This window comes from Streptomyces sp. Tu 2975 (assembly GCF_009832925.1).
Lineage (GTDB): Bacteria > Actinomycetota > Actinomycetes > Streptomycetales > Streptomycetaceae > Streptomyces.
The window spans coordinates 3,977,823-4,000,574 of the sequence record NZ_CP047140.1 but is presented as its reverse complement, the minus strand read 5'-3'; the positions used below and the strand labels follow the sequence as shown (position 1 = coordinate 4,000,574).

Genomic DNA, 22,752 nt, shown 5'->3' with positions numbered 1-22,752 from the left:
CCCGCAGTCCCGTGCACGTCAGGCCTGGCGGCGGACCTCCACCACACGGAACCGGTTGGCGACGAACGCGGCGTCGCACAGGGCCGCGTTCGCGGCGGGGTTGCCGCCGGAGCCGTGGAAGTCGGAGAACGCGGCGGTCTGGTTGACGTACACCCCGCCGGTCAGGTTCAACGAGAGCTGCGCCGACTCCTCGAAACAGACATCTTCGATCGCGCGCTCGGTCTCCGCGGACGTGGTGTACGCCCCGACCGTCATCGCACCCTTCTCACGGACCGTGCGGCGCAGGAGATCAAGGGCGTCGGCCGTGGAGTCCACGGCCACCGCGAAGGAGACCGGGCCGAAGCACTCGGAGAGATACGCGGGCTCGGTGTCCGCCGACTCCCAGTACTTACGGGCGCCGTCGAGCTTCACGATCACGGGGGTCCGTACCGTCGCGCCCGGGAAGTCGGGGTTGGGCACCTCCCGCGACTCGAGGGCCACCTCGCCCAGGTCGGCCGCCGCCTCCAGCCGCGCCTTCACATCGGGGTTGACCAGGGCGCCCAGCAGCGCGTTCGCCCGGGCGTCGTCGCCGAGAAGACCGCCCACGGCGGCCGCCAGGTCCGCGGCCACCTCGTCGTAGCTCTTGGGGCCCGACTCGGTGGTGATGCCGTCCCTGGGGATCAGTACGTTCTGCGGGGTGGTGCACATCTGGCCGCTGTACAGGGACAGCGAGAAGGCCAGGTTGGACAGCATTCCCTTGTAGTCGTCGGTGGAGTCGATGACGATCGTGTTGACGCCGGCCTTCTCCGTGTAGACCTGCGCCTGACGGGCGTTGGCCTCCAGCCAGTCGCCGAAGGCGGTGGAGCCGGTGTAGTCGATGATCTTGATTTCGGGGCGCGTCGCCAGGATCTTCGCGATGCCCTCGTCCGGGCGCTCGACGGCGAGGCAGACCAGGTTCGGGTCGAAGCCGGCCTCGGCGAGCACCTCGCGGGCCACCTTCACGGTGAGGGCCAGCGGGAGCACGGCACGGGGGTGCGGCTTCACCAGGACCGGGTTGCCCGTGGCCAAAGAGGCGAACAGGCCCGGGTAGCCGTTCCACGTCGGGAAGGTGTTGCAGCCGATCACCAGCGCGATGCCGCGTCCGGTGGTCGTGAACGTCTTCCGCAGCTGCAGCGGGTCGCGCTTGCCCTGGGGCTTGGACCAGTCCGCGGCGGCGGGGGTGCGGGTCTGCTCCGCGTACGCGTACGCCACGGCCTCCAAACCACGGTCCTGGGCGTGCGGGCCGCCGGCCTGGAACGCCATCATGAAGGCCTGCCCGCTGGTGTGCATCACCGCGTGCGCGAACTCATGGGTGCGGGCGCTGATCCGGGAGAGGATCTCCAGGCAGACGAGCGCACGCGTCTCGGGGCCGGCCTCGCGCCAGCCCGCCGTCCCGGCGCGCATCGCGGGCAGCAGCACGTCCAGGTCCGGGTGCGGATACTCGATCCCCAGCTCCGGTCCGTACGGAGAGACCTCGCCTCCGGTCCAGCCGTCGGTGCCCGGCTGGTCCAGGTCGAAACGGGAGCCCCGAAGCGCCTCGAAGGCGGCCAGGCCGTCGGCGGGCGCGCTCTCGCCGTAGGCCTTGGGATGCTCGGGGTGCGGAGACCAGTACGCCCGCGTACGGATCGTCTCGAGGGCCTGGTCGAGCGTGGGCCGGTGGGTCTCGGTCAGCTGCATGCGGACCAACTCCTCGTCGAGCTGGGCAGGGGAGTGATGACAGAGTTAGAGTAACCGAACGATCGGTCGGTACAAGGGGGCCTGTCGAACCTGTGGACAACTCATCGGGGAGGATCGCCTCCATGACCGCCATCGACTCCATGACCGCGATCGGCACGAGCCGCACCGTCGCCGTCGTCGGCACCGGAACCATGGGCCAGGGGATCGCGCAGGTGGCCCTGGTCGCCGGCCACCCCGTACGTCTCCACGACGCCGTTCCCGGCCGGGCCCAAGAGGCGGCGGAGACGATCGGCGGGCGCCTGGACCGGCTCGTCGAGAAGGGGCGGATGACGCCCGCGGAACGCGACGCCGCCCGCGGCCGGCTGCTCCCCGCCACGGACATCTCGGAGCTCGCCGACGCGGCACTCGTCGTCGAGGCCGTCCTGGAACAGCTCACGGTCAAACAGGAGCTGTTCACGGCGCTGGAGAAGACCGTCGCCGACGATTGCCTCCTCGCCACCAACACGTCCTCCCTTTCCGTCACGGCCGTCGCCGGCGCGCTGCGCAGACCAGGCCGCTTCGTCGGACTGCACTTCTTCAATCCGGCGCCCCTCCTCCCCCTCGTCGAGGTCGTCAGCGGCCACGCGACCGACGAGGCGGCGGCCGAACGGGCCCTGGCCACCGCCGCCGCCTGGGGCAAGACCCCCGTGCGCTGCGCGGACACGCCCGGCTTCATCGTCAACCGCATCGCGCGCCCCTTCTACGCGGAGGCGTTCGCCGTCCACGAGGAGCGTGGCGCCGACCCCGCCACCATCGACGCGGTGCTGCGCGAGTGCGGCGGATTCCGGATGGGGGCGTTCGAGCTGACCGATCTGATCGGCCAGGACGTCAATGAAGCGGTCACCCGTTCCGTCTGGGACTCCTTCTTCCAGAGCCCCAAGTTCACGCCGTCGCTGGCACAGCGCCGGCTCGTCGAGTCGGGCCGCCACGGCCGCAAGTCCGGGCACGGCTGGTTCTCGTACGCACAGGGCGCCGAGCGCCCCCGACCGCAGACCCAGCCGCCCGCCGCGGCCCCCACGAGCGTGGTCGTGCAAGGCGACCTCGGACCCGCGGAGCCGTTGGCGGAACTGATCGAGCGGGCCGGAATCACCGTCCACCGCGGGGAGGGCGACGGCTGCATATCCCTCCCCGGCGGCGCGGAGCTCGGCCTGGTGGACGGGGAGACGTCGTTCGAGTTCGACGACGGGATCGTCTACTTCGACCTCGCCCTCGACTACGAGAAGGCGACGCGTATCGCCCTTTCCACCTCCGAGAGCACGCTCAGGAACATGCCCGGCGCGGTGGCGGAGGCCGTCGGCCTCTTCCAGGCCCTCGGCAAGGACGTCTCGCTGATCGGAGACGTACCCGGCATGATCGTCGCACGTACGGTGGCGATGCTGGCGGACTTCGCTGCCGACGCGGTCGACCGCGGTGTCGCTTCCGGCCCGGACATCGACACCGCGATGAAGCTCGGCGTCAACTACCCGGCCGGACCGCTGGAGTGGGGCGAGAAGCTCGGCTTCCAGCGGGTGCGTGCGCTGCTCGACGCCCTTCACGAGCGCTACCCCACCGGCCGTTACGCACCGTCCCTGGCGACCGCTCGCCGCGCCTGCGCCGACAACGACGAGGCGGGCAGCTGATGACCACGGCCAGGCGCGACGCGTACACGCCGGAGACGCTGCTGACGGTCGCGGTGCGGATCTTCAACGAGCGTGGCTACGACGGTACGTCCATGGAGCACCTGTCGAAGGCGGCCGGTATCTCCAAATCGTCGATCTACCACCACGTCGCGGGCAAGGAGGAGTTGCTGCGCAGGGCCGTCAGCCGGGCGCTGGACTCCTTGTTCGCGATCCTCGACGAGAACGGCGCCCGGCGGGGCCGCGCCATCGAGCGGGTGGAGTACGTCACCCGGCGGACCGTCGAGGTGCTGGTGGTTGAACTGCCCTACGTGACCCTGCTGCTGCGCGTCAGAGGGAACACGAAGACCGAACGCTGGGCGCTCGAGCGGCGCCGCGAGTTCGACCAGCGCGTCGCGGACCTGCTGAAGGCGGCCGCGGCGGACGGCGACCTTCGCGCCGACGTCGACATCCGGCTGGCGACGCGGCTGCTCTTCGGCATGGTGAACTCCCTGGTCGAGTGGTACCGCCCGCATCCGGGCGGCGGCTACGACGCCGACCAGGTGGCGGAGACGGTCGTGCAACTCGCCTTCGACGGGCTGCGCACGGACTCCTGATCCGTCCGGCCACCCGGGGGAGCGACACAGGCGGGTTCCGGGCGGGCCCGTCAGAGCGGATCGGCGTCCAGGCCCGCCGTCGCCCCGGAACCGGGAGCCGGGCCGGGGCCGGGAGCCGGACCGGAACCGGGAGCCGGGCCGGGGCCGGGGTCGAGGTCCGTCTCCTCGAACACCAGCAGCGTCCGGGTCGACAGCACCTCCGGGATGGACTGGAGCCTGGTCAGGACCAGCTCACGCAAGGTGCGGTTGTCAGGCGTGTGCACCAGCAGAAGGACGTCGAAGTCTCCGCTGACGAGCGCGATGTGGGCGGCGCCCGGGAGCGCCTGCAGCTGTTCCCTGACCGTCCGCCACGAGTTCTGCACGATCTTGAGGGTGATGTAGGCCGAGGCCCCCTGGCCCGCCCGCTCGTGGTTCACCCGCGCGCTGAAACCGCGGATCACGCCGTCGTCGATCAGCCGGTTGATCCGGGCGTACGCGTTGGCGCGGGACACGTGCACCCGGTCGGCGACGGAGCGTATGGAGGCGCGCCCGTCCGTCTGGAGCATGCGCAGGATGTCGCGGTCGATGGCGTCCAGCGGGCGCGGCGGAGGGCTCTGCCCTGTGCGGTCCCCGCCGTCGGCCATTTGTTCAGTTGCCATGTCCCCCCGCCTTCCTAGCCTGGACGACCTGTCTCCATCTCATGCTGTGGAGAACCGTTTGTCCACAGGCTGCCCGCGCCTGTAGCCAAAATGCGTCCACGACCGAACAATCGGTAGGTGAGGCGCGCCACACACCCGTGCGCCGCCGCCCTGTTTTCTTCATCGCTTTCGTCGTCGCTCCCACGAGGAGGTGCTCGCGTTGAGAAAGAGCAGCATGACGGTCCAGGAGCTGCCCGGTTCCGCTGCCGCCGCCTACCGGCCCACACCGCCCCCGGCGTGGCAGCCACGCACCGACCCTGCGCCGCTGCTCCCCGATCCCGAGCCGTACCGCGTGCTCGGCACGGAAGCCGCCGCCTCCGCCGACCCCGAGCTACTGCTCCGGCTCTACGCGGAGCTGGTGCGTGGCCGCAGGTACAACGCGCAGGCCACCGCGCTCACCAAGCAGGGCCGGCTCGCCGTCTACCCGTCGAGCACCGGGCAGGAGGCCTGCGAGGTCGGTGCCGCGCTCGCGCTCGAGGAGCGGGACTGGCTCTTCCCGAGCTACCGCGACACCCTCGCGGCCGTGGCCCGCGGCCTGGACCCGGTCCAGGCCCTGACGCTGCTGCGCGGCGACTGGCACACCGGATACGACCCGCACGAGCACCGTGTCGCGCCGCTGTGCACCCCGCTGGCCACGCAGCTCCCCCACGCGGTGGGACTCGCGCACGCCGCCCGGCTCAAGGGCGACGACGTCGTGGCGCTGGCCATGGTCGGTGACGGCGGCACCAGCGAGGGCGACTTCCACGAGGCGCTGAACTTCGCCGCCGTGTGGAACGCGCCGGTGGTCTTCCTCGTGCAGAACAACGGCTTCGCGATCTCCGTTCCGCTGGCCAAGCAGACCGCTGCACCCTCCCTCGCCCACAAGGCCGTCGGTTACGGCATGCCGGGCCGGCTCGTCGACGGCAACGACGCGGTCGCGGTGCACGAGGTGCTCGGCCAGGCCGTTGCCCGCGCACGTCGCGGCGGCGGACCCACCCTGATCGAGGCGGTCACGTATCGCATGGACGCCCACACCAACGCGGACGACGCCACCCGCTACCGCGCGGACAGCGAGGTCGAGACCTGGCGCGCGCACGACCCGATCCAGCTCCTCGAGCGGGAGCTGACCGAGCGGGGACTGCTCGACGACGGGACCAGGCAGGCCGCCGCCGAGGCGGCGGAGACCATGGCGGCCGATCTCCGGGAGCGGATGAACGCCGACCCGGTGCTGAACCCGATGGATCTTTTCGAGCACGTCTACGCCCGGCAGACCACGCAGCTGCGTGAGCAGGCCGCGCTGCTCCGGGCCGAGCTGGACGCTGAGGAAGAGGCACGATGACCACGGCCGCGGTGAAGCCCGCAACCATGGCCCAGGCCCTGCAGCGCGCGATGCGCGACGCGATGGCCGAGGACCCGACCGTCCATGTCATGGGGGAGGACGTCGGCACGCTCGGCGGCGTCTTCCGGGTCACGGACGGCCTCGCCAAGGAGTTCGGCGAGGACCGCTGCACGGACACTCCGCTGGCCGAGGCGGGCATTCTCGGTACCGCCGTCGGCATGGCGATGTACGGACTGCGGCCGGTCGTGGAGATGCAGTTCGACGCTTTCGCCTATCCGGCGTTCGAGCAGCTCATCAGCCATGTCGCCCGCATGCGCAACCGCACGAAGGGCGGCATGCCGATGCCGATCACCGTGCGGGTGCCGTACGGCGGCGGGATCGGCGGTGTCGAGCACCACAGCGACTCCTCCGAGGCGTACTACATGGCGACCCCGGGCCTGCACGTCGTCACCCCGGCCACGGTCGAGGACGCGTACGGACTGCTCCGTGCCTCCATCGCCTCCGACGACCCTGTCGTCTTCCTCGAGCCCAAGCGGCTGTACTGGTCCAAGGCGGAGTGGTCGCCGGAGGCCCCGGCCGCCGTGGAGCCGATCGGGCGTGCCGTCGTGCGCCGCTCCGGGCGCAGCGCCACGCTCATCACCTACGGACCCTCCGTGCCGGTGTGCATGGAGGCGGCGCAGGCCGCGGCGGCGGAGGGCTGGGACCTGGAGGTCGTCGACCTGCGTTCCCTGGTGCCGTTCGACGACGAGACGGTCTGCGCGTCGGTGCGGCGCACCGGCCGGGCGGTCGTCGTCCATGAGTCGACCGGGTTCGGCGGCCCAGGCGGAGAGATCGCGGCCAGGGTGACCGAGCGTTGCTTCCACCATCTGGAGGCGCCGGTCCTCCGGGTCGCCGGTTTCGACATCCCGTATCCGCCGCCGATGCTGGAGCGGCATCATCTGCCGGGAGTGGACCGCGTACTGGACGCGGTGGCGCGGCTGCAGTGGGAGGCGGCGAGCTGATGGCTCAGGTGCTCGAATTCAAGCTTCCCGATCTCGGGGAAGGGCTCACCGAGGCGGAGATCGTCCGCTGGCTGGTCTCGGTCGGCGACGTGGTCGCGATCGACCAGCCTGTCGTCGAGGTCGAGACGGCCAAGGCCATGGTGGAAGTGCCCTGCCCGTACGGCGGTGTGGTGACCGCCCGCTTCGGCGAGGAGGGCACGGAGCTGCCCGTCGGCGCACCGCTGATCACCGTGGCGGTAGGAGCGACGGAGACCACCGGCGCGGACGCCTCCGTCGCCGGTGGTGGCGCGGCGACCACGCGTCCGGAAGCGTCCCCGTCGTCCGGGGACACCGCGGAGTCGTCCGGCAACGTATTGGTCGGCTACGGGACGGGCGCTCCCGCGGCGCGGCGACGCCGTATCCGGCCGACGGCCCCGACGGTTCCCGTCGGGGAGCAGGCGCACGGGTCCGGTCGGGCCGGCAGGACGACGGAGGACACGGCAGGGGCGCCGGCTCCGGCGCAGGTCCGGTCGTCCACCACGGCCGGTGGGAGGTCCGCCGTCGCACCGGGCCAGGTCCATGGCGCCACCGCCGTGGCGCAGGACGGTCCAGTGGCCGTCATCTCTCCCTTGGTCCGCAAGCTCGCACGCGAGCACGACGTGGATCTGCGGTCGCTCACCGGCTCGGGTCCCGACGGCCTGATCCTGCGGGCCGACGTCGAGCGTGCACTGCGTGCTCCCGAGACGGTCCCCGCGACGACCGCTGCCGCGACGACGGCCGGCAAGGCGCAGGGCGAGCGCGTCCCGCTGCGTGGGGTACGCGGCGCGGTGGCCGACAAGCTGTCCCGCAGCCGCCGGGAGATCCCGGACGCCACTTGCTGGGTCGACGCCGACGCGACCGAACTGATGGCCGCACGAGCGGCGATGAACGCCGCGGGCGGACCCAAGATCTCGCTGCTGGCGCTGCTGGCCCGCATCTGCACGGCCGCCCTGGAGCGCCACCCCGAGCTCAACTCCACGGTGGACATGGACGCCCGGGAGATCGTGCGGCTGCCCGGGGTCCATCTCGGTTTCGCGGCGCAGACCGACCGTGGCCTGGTCGTTCCGGTCGTGAAGGATGCCCACAAGCGCTCGGCCGAGTCGCTGACGGCCGAGTTCGCCAGGCTCACAGAGACAGCCCGCCAAGGGGCGCTCACCCCGGCGGACCTGACCGGCGGCACGTTCACGCTGAACAATTACGGAGTGTTCGGTGTGGACGGATCCACGCCGATCATCAACCACCCCGAAGCCGCGATGCTCGGCGTCGGCAGGATCGTGCCGAAGCCGTGGGTGCACCAGGGCGAACTGGCCGTCCGGCAGGTCGTCCAGCTCTCGCTCACGTTCGACCACCGGGTCTGCGACGGCGGCACCGCGGGAGGATTCCTGCGCTACGTCGCCGATTGTGTGGAGCACCCGTCGGTGCTGCTCCGCACCCTCTAGGGAGCAGGCAGGGCCGCGGAGGGCCCGCGGCGGAAGAGAGATCGAACCGGGCCTCCCCGCCCACAGGATCGCGGACCATACTTCAGGAATGACCGCGACTACCGCGTACGACGCCATCGTGCTCGCCGGAGGTGCCGCCAAGCGGCTGGGCGGGGCGGACAAGCCGGCGGTGAGCGTGGGCGGGCGGGCCCTGCTCGACCGTGTTCTGGCGGCCTGCCGCGACGCCGGCCGCACCGTGGTCGTCGGCGGGCGCAGGCCCACCGCGCGCCCTGTCGTGTGGGCGCGCGAGGAGCCCCCGGGCGGCGGCCCGCTGGCCGCGCTCGACGCCGGCGTGCGGCACACCTCGGCCGCGTCACTCCTCGTGCTCTCGGCCGATCTCCCGTTCCTCCGTGAGGGGACGGTGCGCCGACTGGTCGACGGGCTCGACGCGCGGGACGGCGAAGGAGTCGTGCTGACCGACGCCGACGGCCGTGATCAGCCCCTGGTGGCCGCTTACCGCGCCGAGCCCCTCCGACGTGAACTTGCTCTCCTCGCGGCCGAGTACGGGAGCCTTTCCGGGTTGCCGCTGCGTCTACTGACCCGGGAACTGGACCTGGCCCGGATCGAGACCGACCCCCTCGCGTCCTTCGACTGCGACACCTGGGAGGACATCTCAACAGCCCGGGCCCGCATCAGGGAGCATGTGAACGTGCTGGACGAATGGATCAACGCAGTCAAGGACGAGCTCGGCATCGAGCTGGACGTCGACACCCATGTCCTTCTCGACCTCGCCCGCGACGCCGCCCACGGCGTCGCGCGCCCCGCCGCACCGCTGACCACCTTCCTGGTGGGCTACGCGGCGGCCAAGGCAGAGGGTGGACCTGAGGCTGTCGTGGAGGCTGCCCGCAAGGCGGCCGCGCTGGCTGCACGCTGGGCGGCGGAGGCGGACCAGAGCGCCCGGCCGGACGAGCCGGCACCGGGCGCGAGCGGTGGTGACGCAGCCCGATGACCGGTCACGATAGCCAGGCCGCGGCAGCGGCCGGCAACGAGCAGCCGCCGGTTCCCTCCCCCGGCGCTCCCCCGCCCGACACGGGCGACCTGGACGGTGTCGACGAAGCCCTGGCCCTGGTCGGTCCGAGGCCGGGTGACCGAACCGGCCCGGCCGCCGACCCGTCCCCTTCCGCCGGGCACGCCCCCGGCCCGCATCGCGGCCGTGCCGCCGCATGGCCCGCGGCACGGACCCGGGCCGCACAGGCCGGCCACCCCGCCGCCCCCCGGACCCACCGCGTGCCGCTGGGCGAGGCCCTGGGCCAGGTGCTCGCCGAGCCGCTCACGGCGCTGTGCGACCTTCCCTCCTTCGACACCTCCGCCATGGACGGCTGGGCGGTCGCGGGCCCGGGGCCCTGGAGGCTCCAGGGTGACGACTCGATCCTCGCCGGCCACGGCGACAGCGGGCCGCTGCCCGACGGCACGGCGGTACGGATCGCCACCGGAGCGCGCATCCCACCGGAGACCACCGCCGTCATCCGCAGCGAGCACGCCCGGGTGGACCCTGCCGCGCACCAGCTCCATGCCGATCGTGAGGTGGTCCCCGGACAGGACATCCGGCCCCGTGGCCAGGAGTGCCGGACGGGTGACCGACTGCTGCCGGCCCTGGCCGTGGTGACACCACCGGTGCTCGGGCTCGCAGCGGCCGCGGGGTACGACGAGCTGGTCGCGTTCGCCCGCCCTCGCGTGGAGATCCTCGTGCTGGGCGACGAGCTGCTCACCTCCTCCCTCCCCCACGACGGCCTGATCCGTGACGCCCTCGGGCCGATGATCGGCCCGTGGCTGCGTGCCCTCGGCGCGGAAGTACTGGCCACACGCCGTCTCGGCGACGACGCGGAGGCCCTCCACCGGGCGGTCACCACCTCAGAGGCGGACGTCGTCGTCACCACCGGCGGTACGGCAGCAGGCCCCGTCGACCATGTCCATCCGGTCCTGCGGAAGGCGGGGGGGGAGCTGCTGGTCGACCAGGTCGCCGTACGGCCCGGCCACCCGATGCTGCTGGCGCGGCTTGCTCCGGGGAAGTACCTGGTGGGCCTGCCGGGCAATCCCCTGGCCGCCGTGTCCGGTCTTCTGACGCTGGCCGAGCCGCTGCTGCGTGGCCTCGCGGGCCGGCCCGCTCCCGCGCCGTACAGCGCCCCGGTGAAGGACGAGGTGCACGGCCACCCGCACGACACCCGGCTCGTACCCGTCGTGCACCGGGACGACCAGTTGGTCCCCCTGCACTACAACGGCCCGGCGATGCTCCGAGGCGTCGCGGCCGCGGACGGGCTCGCCGTCATCCCGCCGGGGGGCGCGAGAGCCGGTGACGAGCTGGAGGTTCTCGACCTGCCCTGGACCACTTGGGCGCCTTGGACTCCCTCGGACGCGGGAAGGTGTTTCACGTGAAACTTCCCGGCCAGGACGCCATGGCCCGGCACGCGGACGAGCACCTCGTCAGCGGCCGTGTGAAGCTGCCCCGGCGAATCGTCGAGCGCCCGCTGCGTCAGGTGAGCAAGCGGCTGCTGATGGCACTGATGGTGCTCGCCATCACGGTGTTCATCGTCTGGACCGACCGCGCCGGCTACCACGACAACTCGGACGATTCCGTCACGTTCCTCGATGCCGTCTACTACGCCACGGTCACCCTCTCCACCACTGGCTACGGAGACATCGTTCCGTACAGCGACGGGGCACGGCTCACCAATGTGCTGCTGATCACGCCGCTCCGCGTTCTCTTCCTCATCATCCTGGTCGGCACCACTCTCGAGGTCCTCACGGAACGCACCCGGGAGGAGTGGCGGCTGAACCGCTGGAGGTCCAACTTGCGTGAGCACACGGTCATCGTCGGCTTCGGCACGAAGGGACGATCGGCGATGCAGACGCTCTGTGCCACAGGGCTGAGGAAGGACCAGATCGTCATCGTCGACCCGAGCGCCAAGGTGATCGAAGCCGCCAACGCGGAGGGATTCGTCGGCGTCGTCGGCGACGCGACGCGCAGTGACGTCCTGATCCGTGCCGAGTTGCAGAAGGCGCGGCAGATCGTGATCGCACCCCAGAGGGACGACACCGCGGTCCTGGTCACCCTCACCGCCCGCCAGCTCAACCGCGGCGCCAAGATCGTCGCAGCGGTCCGGGAGGAGGAGAACGCTCCGCTGCTGCGCCAGTCCGGGGCGGACGCAGTGATCACCAGCTCCGGCGCGGCCGGCCGACTGCTCGGCCTGTCCGTCCTGAGCCCCAGCGCGGGAACGGTGATGGAGGACCTGATCCAGCAGGGCAGCGGCCTGGATCTGATCGAGCGGCCGGTGATAAAGGCCGAAGTGGGCCGCAGTGTCCGTGAGACGGAGGACCTGGTCGTGTCCGTGCTGCGCGGCCACCGGCTGCTGGGATACGACGACCCCGCCGCGAGTCCGCTGCAACTCACCGACCGGCTCATCACCATCGTGCGCGCCCAGAACGGTTCCGCACTCAACTCGTCCGAGTAGCCTCGCCGCCATGTATGCGATCACGATTCCTGAGCCCGGCGGTCCCGAAGCCCTGGTCTGGGCGGAAGTCCCCGATCCGGTGCCCGGCGAGGGGGAAGTCCTCGTCGATGTCGCAGCGAGCGCGGTGAACCGCGCAGATCTGCTGCAGCGGCAGGGTTTCTACGACCCCCCGCCGGGCTCTTCCCCGTACCCCGGCCTCGAGTGTTCCGGCCGGATCTCGGCCGTGGGACCAGGTGTCTCCGGCTGGGCCGTCGGCGACGAGGTCTGCGCGCTGCTGGCGGGCGGCGGCTACGCGGAGAAGGTGGCCGTGCCCGCGGGGCAGTTGCTGCCCGTGCCGGACGGCATGGACCTGCTCACGGCCGCCGCGCTGCCCGAGGTGACGGCGACGGTGTGGTCGAACGTGTTCATGATCGCCCACCTGCGTCCCGGCGAGACGCTTCTCGTCCACGGTGGTGCGAGCGGGATCGGCACCATGGCCGTGCAGCTGGCCAAGGCGGTGGGCGCGCGGGTCGCTGTCACCGCGGGCAGCCCCGAGAAGCTGGCGCGCTGCGCCGAACTGGGAGCGGACATCCTGATCGACTACCGCGAGCAGGACTTCGTCGAGGAGATCGGGAAGGCCACCGGCGGAGCGGGCGCCGACGTCATCCTCGACATCGTCGGCGCGAAGTACCTCGACCGGAACGTGAAAGCGCTGGCGGTCAACGGCCGGCTCGCCGTCATCGGCCTCCAGGGCGGCGTCAAGGGCGAGTTGAACCTCGGCGCCCTCCTGCGCAAGCGTGCCGCTGTCACCGCCACATCGCTGCGCGGCAGGCCCCTGGGCGAGAAGGCGGCGATCGTGGCCGCCGTGCGCGAACACGTCTGGCCCCTGATCGGTGGGGGACGTGTGCACGCCGTCGTGGACCGCAAGGTCCCGCTCGTGGACGCATCGGAAGGCCACCGCGCGCTGGAGTCCGGGGAGCACGTGGGCAAGGTCCTGCTGATCGCGCCCGGTCAGGCCTGAACCACCGCCCGGTCAGCGGGAGTCAGACAGACACACGACGAGGGCCCGGCCGCCGAAAGGTGGCCGGGCTCTCGTGCAGGACCGGACCAGCCGTCATGGCCGGGACCGGAGACCGGGCCAGGCGTATGCGCCTAACCCGGAGACCGGGCCAGGCGTACGTGCCGGGCTCAGAGGTACGGGCCGGAGCGGATGGCGCCGTGCTGACCGCCCTCGTCCTCCTCGTTGGACGCACCGGGCGGCAGCGCGCGCCGCATCTGCTCCAACTGCGCCCGCGCGGCCATCTGCTGGGCGAACAGCGCAGTCTGGATCCCGTGGAAAAGACCCTCGAGCCAGCCCACCAACTGGGCCTGCGCGATCCGCAGTTCCGCCTCGGACGGGATCGCGTCGTCCGTGAACGGCAGGGAAAGGCGCTCCAGTTCCTCCACGAGCTCCGGTGCGAGCCCGTCCTCCAGTTCCTTGACCGAACCGGCGTGGATCTCCTTGAGCCGGACTCGGCTCGCCTCGTCGAGAGGAGCTGCCCGTACTTCCTCGAGCAGCTGCTTGATCATGCTGCCGATGCGCATGACCTTCGCCGGCTGTTCGACCATTTCCGTCACCGGGACCTCGCGCGACTCGTTGTCACCGTCACCATGGCTGAGGGCCATCCCGTCCTGTCCCACGACGAGGACGTGTGGGCTCTCCTGCGACCGTTCATTCCTCGGCATCTCCATGCCGCCATTCTCTCGTACATGCGCGTACCCAGACGTGTGCCCCCGTAGGAGGGTGATCCACCCTCCTACGGGGCACAAAACTGCTGGACATCGACCTGTCGGAACAGGTTTACCCGGTCGGCACCGGATGCCGTGGGGGCGCGATCAGGCGGCCTCGCGCCTGGCGAGCGCGCCCCGGGAGCGGGTGACAAGGGCCGCCAGGAGGGCGGCGCCCACCGGAACGGCGACCAGCAGAGCGGCCAGCGTCTCCCACGGCACGACGATCGGGACGTACGGCACCGAGTCCAGGCCGCCCCAGCCCTCGTCCAGAGCCTGCTCGTACCAGGCCCGCTGCCGGCGCTCCTCGGTGAGCCTCAGCCCGATCGCGGGCAGCACGCCGGCCGCCGAGCCGAGGACCACGCCCATCGCGGCCACCACGCCGCACTGGAAGCCGCTGAGCGTCCTGCGGACCCGCGGCGGGGCTCCGACGGCGGCGAGGGTCTTCAGGTCGGCCTCTGCGTCCGCCTGGGCCAGTCCGGTGGCGATGCCCGCCGCGCCGATCGTGATCAGACCGGCGAACACCGTCAGCGCCAGCAGGATGATGCTGTTGTCGCTGGTGTAGCCCTCCTCGATGTGAAGGTTGACCTCGGCGCCCGTCTTGTCCAGTTCGCCGTCGAGCCGCTGCCGCTGCTCGGTGCTCGGCATCTTGTCCGTGGAGAAGTACGCGCCGAGCGGCACAGTGGTCAGCCCCGCCGACTTCGCCGCGGCGGGCGAGAGCAGCGTGGAGAGGCCGTACGAGTTCGATTTCGCGTCAGCCATATGAGCGGTGAAGGTCTTGATCTCGCCCGGGGGCTGCCGGCCCTCCTCGACGGCCCTGTCGGCGGCCTCGATGTCGGTGATCAACCGGATGCCGATCTTGCCCTTGCTGTCGACGTTGCGCTTGTCGAAGGCGACGATCTGCCCGGCCGCCAGGGCCTTCTCGGCGGCCGGATCCTCGATGCCGAGCACCTTGAGCAGCTTGGCGTCCGCGACGGTGACGCCACCGTCGACGTAGGCACCGCCGCCGTCACCGGCCTTGCAGCGCCAGTCCTCGGCCAGCTTGCGGCGCTCCGCCTTGCTGAACTTCGCCGACGGGTCCTGGTCGGGGTGCGCCGGGTCCACGGCCCACAGCGGGCATTCGTTGGCCTTGGGCACGATGATCTCGTAGCGGCCGCAGCCCTTCCCACTGTCGTAGATCCCGCAGCCGGCCCTCCCCACGGAGATCCGGTCGACGTCCGCCCGCACGTCCACGGGCAGCAGCTTCTGCACGGTGCTGCGCACGCCCGGCACGTCACGCCCGCCGCCCTCGTCGATCGTCATGGAGACGGCGCCGTGCGGCAGCTGTGCCTGGTACTGGGCGGCTCCCTCGGCATCGGCGCTCGCGGCGTAGGTGGCGACGGCCACCGTGCCCGCGACGGCGGCCAGCACCGCGGCGACCGCGGGAGCCGTGCGTCCCCGGTTGCGTACGGCGTCGCGCAGGGCGAGCCGGGGGGACAGCGGCAGGATCCGGCCGATCCGGCCGAACAGGCCAACAAGAGCGGGAGTCAGCGCGACCACTCCCAGCTCGGCCAGGGCACTGCCGCCGGCGACTATCGCGAACTGGTCGGTCATCGTCGACCCGTAGAGCGCGATCGAGGCACCCAGGGCCACCGCGATCAGGCCGATGACCGGCAGGACACGGCTGCTGCGACGGACGCCGCGGCGGCCGGTGAGCGAGGCCAGGACGGTCTGCCGCGACGCGGTGACGGCGGGTACGACGGCGGCCAGCAGACCGGTCAGCACGGCGAGCAGCGCGATACCCAGCAGCTCGAGCGGCCGGACGTCGAAGTGGCCGAAGCGCTTCCCCAGGTAGTCCTCAAGCAGCGGCTGCAGCAGGTAGGTCAGGGCCAGTCCGAGGACCGTGCCCACGACAGCCGCCGCGACGCCGATCACCAGACCGCCACCGAGAACGATGGCCCGGATGTGCCGCCGGTCGCCGCCGTTGGCTCCCACCAGGCCGAGCTGGCGGCGGGAGCGCCGGGCGCCCACGGCGAAGGCAGGGCCGGCCAGCAGGCAGATCTCCAGCATGGCGAGGCCGACGACAGTACCGACAGCGGCGAGCGCCGCCGCCTTGGCGGCCGTGCTCTCCTCGAAGTTCCCCCAGCCCTCCTCCTGGAAGAGCGGCACCTCGGAGTCGGCCGGCGGGTTCAGTGCCACGGCCCGTGATTCGACCGTCACACCCTTGGTGTTGATGTCCTTGACCATGTTCCACGTGAAACCACCGGGGACGGTCGCCAGCAGCGTCGTGGAGGGCGACGTCCCGGACAGTCCCGCCGTTTCCAGTGCCTTGTCGAGCGGCGCGAGCATGGCACCCGGCAGGGCGTTGACCTGGTCCGTGTCCAACGCGTCGGGAAGTTCGTACGAGCCGACGATGCGGTACGCGCGGTCGAATCCCCGAGCGGTGAGCGTGGAGCCCACCTTGAGGCCGCTGCTCTCGAGGAAGTGCGTGGTCGCGGCGACCTCGTCGGGCTTCTGCGGGAGCCGGCCGCTGACCAAGGCCAGGATGCCCTCGGCCATGGGGTCGGAGGCGTTCAGTTCACGGATCTCCGTGTGCAGCAGACCGTGTGTCGTGCGGAGCTTGGCGGAACCGACCGTGTCCTTCAGTGTCTTCGCGCCTGCGGGCAGGGCCTTGGTGATGTCCGCATTGCCCTCGGGCCACGGCTTGCCGTCGAAGTCGCCGATCGGGTTGTAGCTGTTGGCGTCCGGGGACTGCATGATCGGTACGCCGCCCAGACCCGGGTCGGAGATCCTGCCGTCGGCGGCACCTAGAGAGCGCTCGAGACCCTGCTCGGTGGAGAGTTCCGCACTGCGGACGGTGAGGTCCGCGGCGCTCACGCCGAGGATGGGCAGGGCGATCATGGCCAGGACCAGGAAGCTGCGGCCCTTCGAGCGCCAGGCGTCACGGCGCGCGATCCGGATCGCGGCGCGCCAGGAGTGGTACCAGGTGATCACAGCTCGGCCGCCTGGCCGGAGAGCAGGGAGTCCGCCTGGCTGCGCACGGTCTGGTCGACGACCGCGCCGTCGCGCAGGAACACCACGCGGTCGGCCCAGGCGGCGAAGCGCGGCTCGTGGGTGACCAGGATGCCGGCGGCGCCGGCGTCGCAGCGGGAGCGCAGCAGGGCGAGCACGGACTCACCGGTCTCCGAGTCCAGGGCACCGGTCGGCTCGTCGGCGAGCACGAGTCGACGGTCACCGACGAGCGCTCGCGCGATGGCAACCCGCTGCTGCTGGCCGCCCGACATCTCGTCGGGGAAGCGGTCGGCGAGGTGTCCGAGGTCCATCTCCTCAAGAGCGGCGACGGCTTCACCACGGGCCTTCCGGGCGGAGACGCCGTCGAGCTCGCGCGGCAGGGCGACGTTCTCGGCGGCGGTGAGCGCCGGGATGAGGTTGTAGTCCTGGAAGACGTAGCCGATGCTGCGCCGGCGCAGAGCGGCGAGCGTCTTGCGGCCGGCGGTCGTGATGTCGGTGTTCTCGACGATCACCCGCCCGGACGTCGGCGCGTCGAGGCCACCCGCGATGGTCAGCAGCGTCGACTTGCCGGAGCCCGACGGGCCCATGACGGCGACGAGTTCACCGGGGAAGACATCGAGATTGATACCGCGCAGGGCGTGCACCTCGGTGGCGCCGCTGCCGTGCACACGCGTCAACTGCTGAAGTTGAAGCACCGGTTGTTGTGCAGGCTGAGGCTGCTGTGACAGCTGTTCGGACATAGGTGAAGTCCCCCTTGGTCGGGCGCGTACACACGAGCGGGTGTACGGAGAGGTGAGTGGTCGGCCGCGTGGGCCGATTCGGTTCTGTGGGCCGCGAGCTGCGGCTGAGCGGGCGGTGCGAGCGGGTGCTCGCCTGGGGCCTGTGGCGGCCGGCCGGAGCTGGTGCCCGGTCCCGCGTGGCGTCCGGCCCCCGGCACGATGCCCGCCCCGGCCTGGTGGCCGTCGAAGGGACGGTGGCCTGAACGGACGGGCGCTGCCGGCCCGTTCGACGTGCCGGCCGTGCGACGGACCGGGGGCCGGTGCCTCTGTGGCGGATGCTTCCGGCTCGTTTATCCGGTCCGACCGGGAGCGGGCCTAATCAGGCCACGCCGGACGTGCGCCCGCCGTGGTCGGGTGCGCCTGCGTCGACGGCGCGGCGGCGGGTGGGGCCGCGGCGGGTCCCGTTCCCCGTCCGTCCGCCGCCGAGAGCCTGATCAGCCGCACCTCACAGTGGTCGAGCCAGCGCGCCTCGGCCTCCGTCTGGAAGATCAGCTGCTCCAGCACGAGCAGCCACGCCACGTCGTCCCGCTCCCGGGACCCCCCGCTCTCGATCGCGGCGAGCGCCTGGGCCTTGAGGCGGGTGTAGTCCTGCATGGCATTCACCGTGTGGTGGCGCTGGGACTGGATGACGGCACGGATGTCCACCCCCGGGGCGCCGACCGCCATGGCGAGTTTGATGGCCAGTTCGTCGCGGGGCGGGCTGCTGCGGTCCACCGGGGTCTCGAACCAGTTCCTGAGCTCCGAGCGGCCGGCGTCCGTGATGACGTACAGGGCGTGCCCGGCCTCGTCCTCGCCGTTCTGCGCGACCATGCCGTCGCGCTCCAGCCGGTTGAGGGTCGTGTAGACCTGGCCCACGTTGAGCGGCCAGGTGGCACCCGTACGCGATTCGAACTCCGAACGGAGCTGGGAGCCGTAGCGGGGGCCGTGTTCGAGGAGGGCCAGGAGCCCGTGCCTGATGGACATACTCAGTATGTATACCGAGTATGCCCGTGGCGGCAACCGTCGCTGGAGGGACTCACGGTGTCCCCCTTGAGAGGGACGCGGGAGTCAGCGGCGGCGCAGTCGCATGCCCAGGAAGCCGATACCGAGGCCCATCAGGGCCATGCCGATGCCCAGGGAGAGTGGTGAGATCTGGTGGGCGACGGGCACCGGCGCGGACCGGGGTGCCTGGTGGCGGGCGGCGGCGGGCTCGCTCCGGCGGGATCCGGGGGGCGGCGCGTTCCAGGCGTCGGCGGGCGCCTCCGTCTCGGGTGCCCCGTCCTCCTCCGGAGTGGTGTCCTCCGGGTGCCGTCCCCAGCGGGACGGCTCGTCCTCACGCGGCCGGGGCGAAGCCGGCGCCGAAGACTTCGCAGGGGTGCCGGTCCTCGACGGCGACACCGCTGCCGCGGGACTGCCCGAAGGAGCGACCGTAGGGCTCACGCTCGCGCTCGGTGAAGGTGTCGTACGACGGCCGGGGCGCTGGCGCCCTTCCCCTGCCTGCCGCCCCGCGAGCGATGTGGAGACGGAAGGTTCGGGGGACGTCTCCCGAGGCTGCTCCCCGGCGTGGGCGACCGGAGTGGCCAGCAGGAGCAGTGAAGCGACGGTGATCGCGCATCGAGTGCGCAGCGCTGGAGTCACCGGATGACCCCTCCCGTGCGGAGTCGTCGTCACCGACATATCGGAGTCAGCGTCACATGACGCCCTGTTCCCGGCATCTCGGGCGCCGGTTCGTCCCGGCCGCGGGTACGGGGACGGCCCGGTGCGCAGGGCGCGTACCGGGCCGTATGCTGCGTGCGGTGCTCCTGAAGGAGCTCAGGAGGGGCTACTCCGGATAGCCGGTGGAGACCTCGAGGTCGAACGTCGCGTCGTCTTCCGACACCTCGACGTCGGCGCCCGGGAACTGGGTCACCACGACGCCCTCGCCCCACTGCGCGTTGGGCACGTCCTTGACATTGACCTTCCAGCCCGCGGCCTGCGCGCACTCCTTGACCGACAGGATGTCCTTGTAGACGAAGTCGGGCGCCTGGACCTTGGACGGGTCGTCGTAGCCCTCCTGCGCGTCCGAGCACTTGGTCTTGTCGATCTTGCGCTGCCGCTCCGGCCCCTTGTAGCCGGCCTCCTGCGACTCGCCGGTCGTGGGGTCGCCGCCGGCGCCGGTGCCGGGATCGTCGTCCTTGTTCAAGGCGATCGCGGTGATGAGACCACCGACGGCGAGCAGCGCCACCGCGATGGCGCCCACGATCACCGGCATGTTCCGCCTGCCACCCCCACCGCCGGTCGTGGCGGGCTGCGGCGAGATGGTGTAGGGCGGCGGGGTCGAGACCGCCGGGGCCGCTGTCTGGTACGCCGGGGCGGGCGTCGGGTAGCCGTAGTGCGGCGCCGGGGCCGGAGTGGGCGGTCCGTAGGGGCCGGGCTGGTAGGGCGTCTGGACGCCGCTCTGCGGGGGCGGGGCGGACTGGTCCAGGGGCGGGAAGACGGCCGAGCCGACCCCCGCTCCGCTGCTCGCCGGCGCGCCGCTGATGATCACGGGTGCGCCGGTCTGTCCGGCGCTCGCGACCCGGGCGCACTCGTCGCGCATGGCCGCGGCGCTCGGGAAACGCTCGTTCGGGTTCTTCTTCAGGGCGCGGGCGACGAGCGCGTCCATCGCGGGGGTGACGGACCGGTTGACGGTGGACGGCGCCACCGGCTCTTCCTGGACGTGCGCGTACGCGATGGCCAGCGGCGAGTCCGCGTCGAACGGCAGCCGGCCGGTCAGCAGCTGGAAGAGCATGATCCCGACCGAGTACAGGTCGGAGCGGGCGTCCACACCGCGTCCGAGGGCCTGCTCGGGGAGAGGTACTGCGGGGTGCCGACGACCATGCCCGTCTGCGTCATCGACGTGACGCCCGACTGCATGGCGCGGGCGATGCCGAAGTCCATCACCTTGACGATGCCGCGCTTGGTCATCATCACGTTGCCGGGCTTGATGTCGCGGTGGACCAGGCCCATCTCGTGGCTGGTCTCGAGGGCCGCGAGCACGTCGGCGGTGACCTTGAGCGCCTTGTCGGCGGGCATCGCACCGTACTGCTGGATGTCGGCGGCCAGGACGGATCCCAGCGGCTGACCCTCCACGTACTCCATGACGATGTACGGCATCAGCGAGCCGTCGAGCTCGTCCTCGCCGGTGTCGAAGACGGACACGATGTTGGTGTGGGACAGCTTGGCGACGGCCTGCGCCTCACGCCGGAACCGCTCGCGGAACGACTGCTCGCGCCCGAGTTCCGTGTGGAGCGTCTTGATGGCCACCTGGCGGTCCAGCGCGGAGTCGTAGGCCAGGTAGACGGAGGCCATGCCGCCTTCGCCGAGCAGATCGCGAAGCTGATACCGGCCGCCCGCCACGGAACCACCCGCATAGCGGCCCTGCGCGCCGTCCTGGCTCATGACTGTGCATCCCCCTCGGCGCGGTGGCCCGACGGCCCGGTCCGCGATGGTTCGCAATTGCTTGCCGATCCTTGTCTCGAGGACCGAGAAACCTGGACCGTGATCCCGTATTACGGGGCAAGTCTGCCGCAGGGGTCCGACACGTCAAGCCAGGTGCCCGTTCCGTGACCGTACGCACAACAAGCGTCTCGGAAGCGTTACAGGAACAGCATGGAATTTGCACCCGTCCGCGCCCAGCGGGTTTGATGGCCGGTCTCTCTCGAAAACCGGCCGGCCGCGCCGAGGCTGTAGCGTGACGTGGCACAGCATCCCGAGAAATGACACCCCGCAGGCAGAGTACGCACGCGGACAGATACGACGGCGAGGACTGATGGCACCCGAACCCGGAGCAGACGGCAGCGGAGTGCCGGATTCTGCGGACGCCTGGGGTGTCGGCGGACTGGTCGGCGACGGCCGCTACCGCCTGACGCACCGTCTCGGCCGCGGCGGCATGGCCGAGGTGTTCGCGGCGGAGGACGTACGGCTCGGCCGTACGGTCGCCGTCAAACTGCTGCGCCCGGACCTGGCGGAGGATCCGGTCTCCAAGGCCCGCTTCACCCGTGAGGCGCAGTCGGTCGCCGGCCTCAACCACCATGCGGTGGTGGCCGTCTACGACTCCGGCGAGGACGTCGTGGGCAGCCGGACGGTCCCCTACATCGTGATGGAGCTCGTCGAGGGGCGCACCATCCGCGATCTGCTCGTCAACGCGGAGGCGCCGCCGCCCGAGCAGGCCCTGATCATCGTCTCCGGCGTCCTCGAGGCCCTCGCCTATTCGCACCAGCACGGCATCGTGCACCGCGACATCAAGCCCGCCAACGTCATCATCACCAACTCCGGTGCCGTCAAGGTGATGGACTTCGGCATCGCGCGCGCACTGCACGGCGCCCAGTCGACGATGACCCAGACCGGCATGGTCATGGGCACCCCCCAGTACCTCTCCCCCGAGCAGGCGCTGGGCAAGGCCGTCGACCATCGCTCCGACCTGTACGCGACGGGCTGCCTGCTGTACGAACTCCTCGCGCTGCGGCCCCCGTTCACCGGTGAGACGCCGCTCTCGGTCGTCTACCAGCACGTGCAGGACATTCCCGTACCGCCTTCCGACGTCTCCGACGTGGTGCCGCCCGAGCTCGACGGGCTGGTCATGCGCTCCCTCGCCAAGGACCCGGACGACCGGTTCCAGAGCGCGGAGGAGATGCGCGGCCTGGTGCAGTACGGGCTGCAGATGCTGCAGCAGCAGGGCAGCCACAACGGCACCTGGAACACCGGCCCGGTCCAGCTCTACGACGGCGGCGGCACCCCGGCGCGGGGCATGACCGGCGCTGCCGCGGTGCACCCCGTGCACGGCGAGACCTCGCAGGGCCCGATCCTTCCCCCGATGAACCCGAACGACGGGGCCTACGACGGCGGTTACGGCGCCGGCCGGCGCGGCGGCAACGGCGGCCGGGGCAAGGTGTGGCTGCTCGCGGCTCTCGCCGTGGTCGCGGTGGTCGTAGGCATCGCCTTCGCGCTCGACAGGGCGAACGACAAGGGCGGTACGAACCCCGGCGACGGCAAGACGGTCTCCGAGACACCGACGACTCCGGAAGAGTCGCCGACGCCGACCGAGGAGGAGACCGAGCCGACGGACGAGCCCGACACCTCCACGGGCGGCAACCAGCAGCCGTCGTGGACCCCTTCGGACGTGCCGTCGTTCACGCCGAGCACCCAGCCGACGCCGTCCTGGACGCCGTCCCCGACGGACAAGCCGACCGAGCCGACGGGCAAGCCGACGCAGACGACGCCGACGCCGACCGAGCCGACGGACGACCCGCCACCGACCGAGACGGGCGGTGCCACCGAAGGCGGGGGCGGCACCGTGGAGGGCAACGACGGCGGCGAGTGACGTCGCGAGGCCGGCCCTGCCCGGGGCCG

At 71.4% G+C, this 22,752-nt stretch carries 17 protein-coding genes and 1 pseudogene; 10 read left to right on the top strand and 8 right to left on the bottom strand.

Annotated features, from left to right (window positions below; all coding sequences use genetic code 11):
- Positions 1 to 18 precede the first annotated feature (18 nt).
- Positions 19 to 1,695 (bottom strand): phenylacetic acid degradation protein PaaN, encoded by a 1,677-nt coding sequence (paaN, locus tag GLX30_RS17615; RefSeq protein WP_159689692.1) that lies wholly within the window; start codon positions 1,693 to 1,695, stop codon positions 19 to 21.
- A gap of 140 nt (positions 1,696 to 1,835) precedes the next feature.
- On the opposite strand from paaN, the gene GLX30_RS17610 reads away from it, so the two are divergent.
- Positions 1,836 to 3,353 carry a 3-hydroxyacyl-CoA dehydrogenase gene (locus GLX30_RS17610; RefSeq protein ID WP_159695096.1) on the top strand — a complete coding sequence of 506 codons (1,518 nt, stop codon included), beginning with the start codon at positions 1,836 to 1,838 and terminating at the stop codon, positions 3,351 to 3,353.
- Positions 3,353 to 3,946 carry a TetR/AcrR family transcriptional regulator gene (locus GLX30_RS17605; protein WP_159689689.1) on the top strand — a complete coding sequence of 198 codons (594 nt, stop codon included), beginning with the start codon at positions 3,353 to 3,355 and terminating at the stop codon, positions 3,944 to 3,946. Before GLX30_RS17610 ends, GLX30_RS17605 begins: the two co-directional genes overlap by 1 nt.
- A gap of 50 nt (positions 3,947 to 3,996) precedes the next feature.
- On the opposite strand, the gene GLX30_RS17600 is transcribed toward GLX30_RS17605, so the two are convergent.
- Positions 3,997 to 4,569 (bottom strand): Lrp/AsnC family transcriptional regulator, encoded by a 573-nt coding sequence (locus GLX30_RS17600; protein ID WP_244258467.1) that lies wholly within the window; start codon positions 4,567 to 4,569, stop codon positions 3,997 to 3,999.
- Between the two features lie 229 nt (positions 4,570 to 4,798).
- On the opposite strand from GLX30_RS17600, the gene pdhA reads away from it, so the two are divergent.
- From pdhA to GLX30_RS17565, 7 genes are all read left to right on the top strand, one after another.
- Positions 4,799 to 5,941, top strand: coding sequence for a pyruvate dehydrogenase (acetyl-transferring) E1 component subunit alpha (gene pdhA, locus GLX30_RS17595; protein WP_159695095.1), 1,143 nt, complete (start codon positions 4,799 to 4,801; stop codon positions 5,939 to 5,941).
- Positions 5,938 to 6,942: an alpha-ketoacid dehydrogenase subunit beta gene (locus tag GLX30_RS17590; protein WP_005314791.1), complete on the top strand. Its 1,005-nt coding sequence runs from the start codon at positions 5,938 to 5,940 to the stop codon at positions 6,940 to 6,942. The genes pdhA and GLX30_RS17590 overlap by 4 nt, the downstream gene beginning before the upstream one ends.
- Positions 6,942 to 8,399, top strand: a complete 1,458-nt coding sequence (locus tag GLX30_RS17585) for a dihydrolipoamide acetyltransferase family protein (protein WP_159689687.1) — start codon at positions 6,942 to 6,944, stop codon at positions 8,397 to 8,399. The genes GLX30_RS17590 and GLX30_RS17585 overlap by 1 nt, the downstream gene beginning before the upstream one ends.
- Before the next feature lie 88 nt (positions 8,400 to 8,487).
- On the top strand, positions 8,488 to 9,387 hold the full coding sequence (locus GLX30_RS17580) for an NTP transferase domain-containing protein (protein ID WP_159689684.1): 900 nt from the start codon (positions 8,488 to 8,490) through the stop codon (positions 9,385 to 9,387).
- The gene (locus GLX30_RS17575; protein WP_244258197.1) at positions 9,384 to 10,811 is read left to right on the top strand and encodes a molybdopterin molybdotransferase MoeA; all 1,428 of its coding nucleotides are present in this window, start codon (positions 9,384 to 9,386) and stop codon (positions 10,809 to 10,811) included. Before GLX30_RS17580 ends, GLX30_RS17575 begins: the two co-directional genes overlap by 4 nt.
- Complete coding sequence (locus tag GLX30_RS17570) at positions 10,766 to 11,887, top strand: potassium channel family protein (protein ID WP_159689681.1); 1,122 nt, start codon at positions 10,766 to 10,768, stop codon at positions 11,885 to 11,887. The genes GLX30_RS17575 and GLX30_RS17570 overlap by 46 nt, the downstream gene beginning before the upstream one ends.
- A 10-nt stretch (positions 11,888 to 11,897) precedes the next feature.
- Positions 11,898 to 12,887, top strand: a complete 990-nt coding sequence (locus GLX30_RS17565; RefSeq protein WP_159689679.1) for an NAD(P)H-quinone oxidoreductase — start codon at positions 11,898 to 11,900, stop codon at positions 12,885 to 12,887.
- 167 nt (positions 12,888 to 13,054) lie between these two features.
- Here the strand turns inward: GLX30_RS17565 and GLX30_RS17560 are convergent, their stop codons facing one another.
- The 6 genes and pseudogenes from GLX30_RS17560 to GLX30_RS17535 form a co-directional block, all read right to left on the bottom strand.
- Positions 13,055 to 13,597, bottom strand: coding sequence for a bacterial proteasome activator family protein (locus GLX30_RS17560; protein ID WP_159689676.1), 543 nt, complete (start codon positions 13,595 to 13,597; stop codon positions 13,055 to 13,057).
- Between the two features lie 144 nt (positions 13,598 to 13,741).
- Entirely contained in the window at positions 13,742 to 16,606 is a 2,865-nt protein-coding gene (locus GLX30_RS17555; RefSeq protein ID WP_159689673.1) for an FtsX-like permease family protein, read from the bottom strand.
- Positions 16,603 to 17,364 (bottom strand): ABC transporter ATP-binding protein, encoded by a 762-nt coding sequence (locus GLX30_RS17550; protein ID WP_159689671.1) that lies wholly within the window; start codon positions 17,362 to 17,364, stop codon positions 16,603 to 16,605. The genes GLX30_RS17555 and GLX30_RS17550 overlap by 4 nt, the downstream gene beginning before the upstream one ends.
- Positions 17,365 to 17,718: 354 nt before the next feature.
- Positions 17,719 to 18,366, bottom strand: a complete 648-nt coding sequence (locus GLX30_RS17545; RefSeq protein ID WP_159689668.1) for a PadR family transcriptional regulator — start codon at positions 18,364 to 18,366, stop codon at positions 17,719 to 17,721.
- Positions 18,367 to 18,450: 84 nt separating this feature from the next.
- Complete coding sequence (locus GLX30_RS17540) at positions 18,451 to 19,020, bottom strand: hypothetical protein (RefSeq protein WP_159689665.1); 570 nt, start codon at positions 19,018 to 19,020, stop codon at positions 18,451 to 18,453.
- A gap of 184 nt (positions 19,021 to 19,204) precedes the next feature.
- A pseudogene (locus tag GLX30_RS17535) lies at positions 19,205 to 20,802 on the bottom strand (protein kinase).
- 370 nt (positions 20,803 to 21,172) lie between these two features.
- On the opposite strand from GLX30_RS17535, the gene GLX30_RS17530 reads away from it, so the two are divergent.
- Positions 21,173 to 22,723, top strand: coding sequence for a protein kinase (locus tag GLX30_RS17530; protein ID WP_159689663.1), 1,551 nt, complete (start codon positions 21,173 to 21,175; stop codon positions 22,721 to 22,723).
- Positions 22,724 to 22,752: the final 29 nt, after the last annotated feature.